This is a genomic window from Methanobrevibacter sp. (assembly GCF_017432245.1).
GTDB lineage: Archaea > Methanobacteriota > Methanobacteria > Methanobacteriales > Methanobacteriaceae > Methanobrevibacter.
The window spans coordinates 1-7,762 of record NZ_JAFRJO010000037.1 but is presented as its reverse complement, the minus strand read 5'-3'; the positions used below and the strand labels follow the sequence as shown (position 1 = coordinate 7,762).

The following is a 7,762-nucleotide window of genomic DNA, read 5'->3' as shown; positions in this document are numbered from 1 at the left end:
TAATGAAATGGGATCCGGACAGTTTAGGAAGCGGAATCCCAATAGTTATGGGTGAAGTTAAAGGATACTTTGATGTATGCTGGTGGAAGACATTGATTGCCAAGTTTATTGGAGGAACCCTTACAGCACTTGGAGGTCTTTCCTTAGGAAGAGAAGGCCCATCTGTACAATTGGGAGCAATGGCTGCAAAAGGTGTCTCAAAATACCTGCCAAACAGTAAGACCGATGAGAAGCGTCTTTTGGTATGTGGAAGTGGTGCAGGGCTTGCAGCTACATTCAGCGCTCCTCTTGCAGGATTCATTTTCACATTAGAGGAAATCAATAAAGGATTTGACAGATCCATAGTTATTGTAGGATTGGTTTCAGCAGTTGTAGCAGACTTGGTATCAAAAATATTCTTTGGACAAAGCCCAATATTTCCATTCACATCATTGAATCTTCCTTTAGAATATTTCTACCTATTGATTATTTTAGGAATTATCGTTGGAATCTTAGGTTACATCTATAATGTGGGAATGATTAAGGCTTCTGAAATGTGGGAAAGATTAAGCTTCCTCCCACTTGAAGTGAAATACATTATAGTATTCCTTGTTACTGGTCTTGTAGGCCTAATCTTGCCTAATGTACTTGGAGGAGGATACTCCATGATGCATTTAATAGAATATACTCTTCCCCCATTGTCAATACTTATTGTACTTTTAATTGGAAAATACCTTCTTTTGATATTTTGTTTCGGTTCAAGTGCACCAGGAGGAATATTTTATCCAGTTCTTGTTATTGGAGCATACATCGGTGCAATATTCAGTGCAATTGTCATCCCAATCTTCGGATTGGATCCATTGATTTCATATAAATTCATAATGATTTCAATGGCTGCAATGTTTGCAAGTTCTGTTAGAACTCCGATAACTGCTGTTGTGTTGATTGCAGAGATGACTGGAGTTACAAACTCCCTTGTTGCAATGATTGTAGTGACCATACTTGCATATATCATTCCAACAATCCTCGGTAATGATCCAATCTATGAAACATTGCTTATGAGACTCTTAAAGAAGAACAAGGGAATTGACTTCGATAAGACAAAAAGCGTTTTGGAAGAGTATGTTGTTCCAATGGACTGTGCATTGATAGGCACAAAAATCTGGGAGCTTCCAATCCCTAAATCAGCGATGGTTGTATCAGTTGTAAGAAGCGGAAACACATTGATTCCTGATGAGGATTTGGAATTGAAATATGCTGATGAATTGTTCATCATTATGAATCAGAACACATACCCTGATGATAACCAGAAGATAGAATCCTTGATTTACAACAACTGGAAAGAGGAATAATACTTATTTTTTCATTCAAATTAAAAAAAAAGAAAAAAATAAAATGGTGACTAATATGAGAATAGCTGTTGCTTCAACTAATGGAGAAAATGTGGATTTGCATTTTGGAAAAGCAAGATCATTGTATGTTTATGAATATGATGCGGAAAAGGATGAATTCAAGTTCATAGACCAAAGGAACGTTGAAATTGAAGCAGACATGAAACATCAAAATCCAAAGATCATTAAAGCCATTGAAGATTGTGAAGTGGCAATATGTGAACAGTTCGGACCTAAAGCGGCAATCTATGCAGAAGATTCAGGGTTGAAATTGGTAAAGGATGAAGGAACCGTTGAAGAGGTTTTAAGAAAATACATAGACCATGTCAATTTCATGAAAAACATTAAAATCTAATAATTTATTGGTGTTAAAAATGTTAAAAATGCCAAAAAAAGTTAATTTAAAACCAAGAGCAATGATGTATCCATCTCCTGCAGTTATTGCCTCTGCTTATGATGAAGAGGGAAAAGCAGATGCATGCACACTTGCATTTGCTGCAATGTGCAGCCATCATCCCCCAGCAGTTATGATTGCAATCAATTCCACCGCTAAGCGAAAAACCCTTAAAAGCATATTGGAAAGGAATGAGTTTGCTTTAGGTTTTCCAACAGCAAATCAAGTTGCAGAAACAGATTATATTGGAATGGCATCCGGATATGATGTTGATAAGCTTGAAAAAGTAGGTTTCACCACCACTAAATCTAAAGAAGTAAACGCACCAGTCATAAATGAAATGAAAGTTTCCATTGAATGCAAAGTCATGAATATTGCAGAAGTAGGTAGCCATACACAAATCACTGGAGAAATAGTAAACATTCAAGCAGATGAAGATGTCATAGGCGAAAAAGGAAAAGTTGATTTGAAATTGCTTAATCCAATAGTTTATGATGATGTTTTATATGACTACTTCGAAGTGGGAGATAAAATAGCTGATGCATTCAATGTGGGTGTTAAGTTTAGAAAATAAATAAAAAAAGAAATTAAGAGAAGAAATTAAAAAAATTAAAGAAATTTAAAAGTTCTCTTAAAGTAAAAAATTAAAATTTAATTAAAATAAATAAAAAATTTAAAAGATTAAAGAATTATTTTTCAGCCCCTTGAAGGGCAATAGGAACATATTCCTTAAATCTTTCATCATCCAGCAAGTCAGTATTTTCCAAAAGATACTTGCTTGTTACCTTATTGATTTTAGACAATTTTAATTGACTGTTGATATATCCTTCTTCTTTAATCAATCTAATGAGACCTTTACCATATGTCAAGGAAGGATCAACAATTCTTTGTCTCATTGAATCAATTAAGGACCTGCTTCCAATACCTAAGGTTCTGCACATATCATCAATTTCATCAAGAATGCTTAAACCCCATTCTTCCAAACTGATTTTTTCACCATCTTTAATCAATTTCATGTTAAAGTCATAAGCTGCTTCAGCAGTTATTTCCTCATTGTAAAGAGCTTCCTCTTGCCAATTTTTATAATCTGACTCATCAGCAATCAAGCAGTAAATTAGGAATAAATGAAGAAACTCCATATCCCTTTTGATTAAACCACATTTATAGAATGGGTTGATGTCTAAAGTTCTTATTTCCACATACTTGATTCCATCCTCTTTTAAAGATAAAAGCACGTCTCTTGGGTCTTTAGGCTTTAATCTGATTTGAGTGTACAATTCCTTTGCTTGAGATAAGTGACCTTCATCAATGAAAGACTGGACATCATTTGCAAATTCCTCTACTGAATGGTAATTCGGATATAAATGCACGAGATTCTTATATCCGCAGGAAGCATTCCTGAATGAAGGGCCTCTTTCACTATAAACCCCTCCACGATTATCACTATGTTCCATCAATTTGGTACATTCTGGAGTGAAGGTATCATGAGCTGCAACAGAACAGCCGGTAAGATAAATTATAAGCCAAACATAACGAATGTAATTTCTTGATATCTTTAGATAGAGCCTATTCTTAAATTCCTTATATGACATCCTTGAATCTTCATTATTCTCAATTTCACTGATATCCAAATTTTCATACAATTTTTCTATCAGTTCCTCTTTAAATGAAAAATTAAAATGAATTCCAGAAATCAATTGCTTTCTAAGACCATATTTTTTAGCCAAGCCTTTTCTATATTCCATTGACTCTTCCGCTAATTCCCTACCTTTATATTTTGCAATTGGAATTTCACTTGAATCTGGAAGTATGCAAGGCAATGATTGGAACCATAAAAACTCATCGTCATCTAAAGAGCTGTTAACTAAATCAGACATGAAAGAGAAGAATGAAAACGCTTCATCGATTGTATCAAATGTTGGAGTGATGATTTCTATTTGGCTTTCTGAGAAATCTGTTGTAATGTAAGGATTTGATAATTTGTTTCCAAATATTTCAGGATGTGGAGTGAGTGAAAGCTCTCCATTTGCACGGACTCTTAATCCTTCCCACTCTATACCAAAAGAGCCCTGTTTTAAATCCTCTGAACTTGCATTCTTATGCAATTGAGATAAATTGAATATCCTATCCATTTTATCACACCTTTAATCCTATAAATCACCATAATCTTTTATGATTTTTTCCAAACTTATTCCTTCTTTCAATGAATCCAATATCCTTTTACCTGGATTTGTTCTTTCATCCACATTTCTGTATAATGGTTCTAAAAATATTTCCTCACCAAGATTTCTTTCTTCCAAACCCTCTTTTGCCAAATCCAAAACATCTATTGCAAGATCATACAATGCATCCTGATCAATTGAACTTGAAATTTCAGTCTTTATTAACAATTTACGAAGCTCTGTACTGTTATAACAATCGTTAAAGACTGGAGCGTTAAAAAATAGCTTTTCCATTTCCTTTGTTTTGTGTTTCAATCCTACATGAAAAGCTGCAACAGACATGGAATCCTTGATAGGTTGAGTGCAGACACTTCTATACTCAAGAGTTCCTCTAAAAGTCAAATTAATAAACTTAAATGCTCTCAAATATTCAATATCATCTAAAGAGGGCTTGAACTCAATGTCCCTATAAGATCCTTTACAATAACATTCACCTACAATTGAATCAGTGTTGAAATAATCCTTCAAAGGCATTGAAGGGAAATTAATGTAAATCCCATCACGCATTACGCAGTAAATGTTTAAGGATTCAAGATAGGAAACCAATTCCTTAATATCACTAAACTCAATATCATACATTCCGATATTATGTGGATTGATTCCATGAGTGCTGTACTCCCATAGGTTATCCCTAAAGCAAACGTAATCCTCATTATCCTCTAAAAGAACTGAATTGGAAAAGAGCAATGCTTTGATAGGCTCCAATTTGGAAAAAACATTTATGTTTTCAATAAGGTCATCATATGGAACATCCAACTGAACCTGAGAGGCACTGGAAAACATGCCGTATCCAGGATAATCATGGAAATACATCAATGAATCAGAATAATTGTCTGCTGACTTCAAATGATTATAAAGCATCAAGTATCGTTCACTTGGAATTGGAATTTCATTATTGTATTTTCTATAAGGGTTTATTCCCATACCGCTTAATGTATGGTTATACTTTTCGAACTCTTCTTTAATGAAACTGTAATACTCGCCAAAACGTTCATTAATGGTAAATAAGTCCTCTTCCTTGCCCATAGCAAATTCAATATTGTTATAGGAACAATCATAGCATACCATATCGTCATTTTCACGGTTTCTTAAGGCATAGACATTGCCATCATAATCGATGCCTTCAACTTCAAATGAATTGAAATGATTCTTAAATGATTCAGTTACACGATGAACTATATCAAAATCCACCGCTTCCTTGTTCAAGTTGATTATTGGAACCTCAATTTCTATACCTATATACTCTTTTTTGGATTTTTTAGTAGATTCCAAAAACATTTGACAGATCTTTTCCCTTATCATCTCATCTGTAATTGCATCATCTGCCATTTAATCAACTCCAATTCCAATTAATTCCCTTAAAAAAAAGGATCATATCCCATATTTCTAAAACTTCTCAATTTTCTAAAAAATCAATGAAAACATATTAAACATCTTCAAACATGATATCTTAAACTTCAAAGAGCATAAGATCCATTACCATACATTTTCCTCTTCAACATCACTTTTTAAAGTGTTGACAAACTTTTCAATGAACTTAGTCTGCTCTTCAGTTTCAACATATTCAAATGAATGAGCTTTTGCCTTAAATAATAGTTCCCCATTTGAAAAAGAGAGTACAGTATTCAATGGCACTTCTTCCCAATCATTTGAATCTAAAGCTTGGGTTGAAAAGAAAATGCTATTTTCAGTTTTCAAATAGCATAATGAATTTCTATAATTTGTGTGAACATACATCTGTTCTCCATCATAAACAATTAAATTTAATTTATTGGCTAAAGCCATAAAACTTATCAAGTCAGAAACCACATCGAATCTTTCTTTTAAGCTTAAAGGCTCACCTTTAAAAGCTTCAAACTTGTTTATCAAATCAACAATAGCTAGAAGAATTCTTTCAGAATCAGTTTCTCCCTCTTCCTCAGTGCTGTATTTACATAAATCTGGACAGTCAAAAACAGTACCATTATGGATGAGAGTCCATCTTCTACCTGCATTGTCTTTTTTAACGAAAGGATGGCAATTATAAAAGTCCTTCACACCAATAGTGCCTAAACGAATGTGTGCTAAAGCATTTTTAGAAATGATTGGATTCAATAGGATATTTCCAAGCATAACACTGCTTCGAGCTTTAACAGGCTCTTTAATTACGCTGAATTTTTCCGGATCTAAAATAGCTAATCCCCAACCATGAGGATGCTCTTCACAATGACTATAAAACTCTTTTAGATAATCATTAAGCTCTTCTTCTTTTGATGAACTAAATCCAAAGATCTCACACATTTTTTTTACCTCCTTTCAATTTTTTAATAAAACCAATTAATAGAAACATAAAAAGTTTTATAACAATTGTTATATTTCTTATATTATTTAAATGTTTTAGTAGAAAACCAAAAATAACCAAATTTTTTAAACATTTTCTAGAAATATACTGGAAATATATTGGAATATTAAAATATTTTCAAAAATATATAAAGACATTTTAAAATATCTTAAAGGTATATCTAAAAATATTTTAGAGTATAATAGAAATATGTTAAATATAGCTTAAAAAATTAACTAAATATATTACTAAATATAATACCAAATATACTACAAATTACTAAAATAAAAATTAGATGAAAAGTATAATATCAAAAATATTTATATACTATAAAAATCATAACTAACAATAACCTTTATGGGCGGGTTTTAAACTTATTTAAAACTTTTATGATATTATTTTAATTTAAATGGATTGATTCCAGAGCAGGTAAAATATAGATTATAAAAATTATTTAGCTTATAATCAACTTTTATAACTATTTTTGTATCTATTTTTGATATAAGGCCACTTCAGATATCTAAAGTGACATTAGCCCATTAACCTGTGATTTTAATATTATATTTTTTATTTCATCTAATGATATTCATCATGAGATCAATAGCATTGGATTAAAAAAAAACTTATAAAAACTTATATCATAGCTAGATTTCTATCCTATTTTATATTATGATTATAGTTTAGCCATAGCTATGTTTTATTTCAAATAAAAACAAAAAATAATTATTCTAAATAATTACGTCAAAAATATAGAGAAATATAGAGAGGAATGATATAAATGGCAAAAAAACAAAGACGTAGAGTACGTGACACTTGGAAAGAAAAATCTTGGTACACCATTAAAACTCCTGTAGCATTCGGAGACAAAGAAATCGGTACCACCCCTGCAAGAGACCCTGAACTTGTATACGGAAGAACTGTAGAAGTAACCATGAGAGAATTAACCGGTGACTTCTCCAAACAATACATCAAATTGCAATTTGAAGTAAATGATGTGAACGGAAACATTGCAAACACCAAATTCACTGGACACAAAACCACTACTGATTACGTAAGAAGCATGATCAGAAGAGGAACCAGTAGAATCGATGCTCCTGTCATCGTAACTACCCAAGATGATCGTAAATTAAAACTCCATGTAATAGCTGTAACTACCAGAAGAGCTAAATCTTCCCAACAAAAATACATGAGAGAAACAATTAACGAATTAGTTACTAAAGTAGCTTCAGAAAAAACCTTTGATGAACTTGTAGAAAACTCTGTAAACGGTAGATTAGCTTCTGAAATTTACCACAAAGCTAAAAAAATCTATCCTCTTAAAAGAGTGGAAATCATCAAAAGTAAAGTATTAGAATAAATTTTCTAATATTTTATTTTTCTTTTTTATTATTTTTATTATACCTAATTTTAACTATTTTTAAACTATTTTTAAACTATTTTTAAACTAATTTTAAGC

The 7,762-nt window shown here is 31.9% G+C and carries 7 protein-coding genes; 4 read left to right on the top strand and 3 right to left on the bottom strand.

The features are described 5' to 3' along the window. The 3 genes from IJI80_RS03275 to IJI80_RS03265 all read left to right on the top strand — a co-directional run. The coding region (locus IJI80_RS03275) for a ClC family H(+)/Cl(-) exchange transporter (RefSeq protein ID WP_292787619.1) at positions 1–1,331 on the top strand (1,331 nt) is incomplete at its 5' end. A gap of 55 nt (positions 1,332–1,386) precedes the next feature. After that, positions 1,387–1,725, top strand: a complete 339-nt coding sequence (locus tag IJI80_RS03270; RefSeq protein WP_292787617.1) for a NifB/NifX family molybdenum-iron cluster-binding protein — start codon at positions 1,387–1,389, stop codon at positions 1,723–1,725. A gap of 19 nt (positions 1,726–1,744) precedes the next feature. After that, positions 1,745–2,338, top strand: a complete 594-nt coding sequence (locus IJI80_RS03265; RefSeq protein ID WP_292787615.1) for a flavin reductase family protein — start codon at positions 1,745–1,747, stop codon at positions 2,336–2,338. Positions 2,339–2,453: 115 nt separating this feature from the next. Here the strand turns inward: IJI80_RS03265 and IJI80_RS03260 are convergent, their stop codons facing one another. The 3 genes from IJI80_RS03260 to IJI80_RS03250 all read right to left on the bottom strand — a co-directional run bounded on the left by IJI80_RS03260 (position 2,454) and on the right by IJI80_RS03250 (position 6,266). Beyond that, positions 2,454–3,896 (bottom strand): glutamate--cysteine ligase, encoded by a 1,443-nt coding sequence (locus IJI80_RS03260; RefSeq protein WP_292787613.1) that lies wholly within the window; start codon positions 3,894–3,896, stop codon positions 2,454–2,456. 18 nt (positions 3,897–3,914) lie between these two features. Beyond that, a complete protein-coding gene (locus IJI80_RS03255) occupies positions 3,915–5,315 on the bottom strand; it encodes a hypothetical protein (RefSeq protein ID WP_292787611.1) in 1,401 nt (466 codons plus the stop codon). Positions 5,316–5,462: 147 nt separating this feature from the next. Then, complete coding sequence (locus tag IJI80_RS03250; RefSeq protein WP_292787609.1) at positions 5,463–6,266, bottom strand: class II glutamine amidotransferase; 804 nt, start codon at positions 6,264–6,266, stop codon at positions 5,463–5,465. Between the two features lie 818 nt (positions 6,267–7,084). On the opposite strand from IJI80_RS03250, the gene IJI80_RS03245 reads away from it, so the two are divergent. Continuing rightward, the gene (locus tag IJI80_RS03245) at positions 7,085–7,663 is read left to right on the top strand and encodes a 30S ribosomal protein S3ae (RefSeq protein ID WP_292787607.1); all 579 of its coding nucleotides are present in this window, start codon (positions 7,085–7,087) and stop codon (positions 7,661–7,663) included. Positions 7,664–7,762 lie beyond the last annotated feature (99 nt).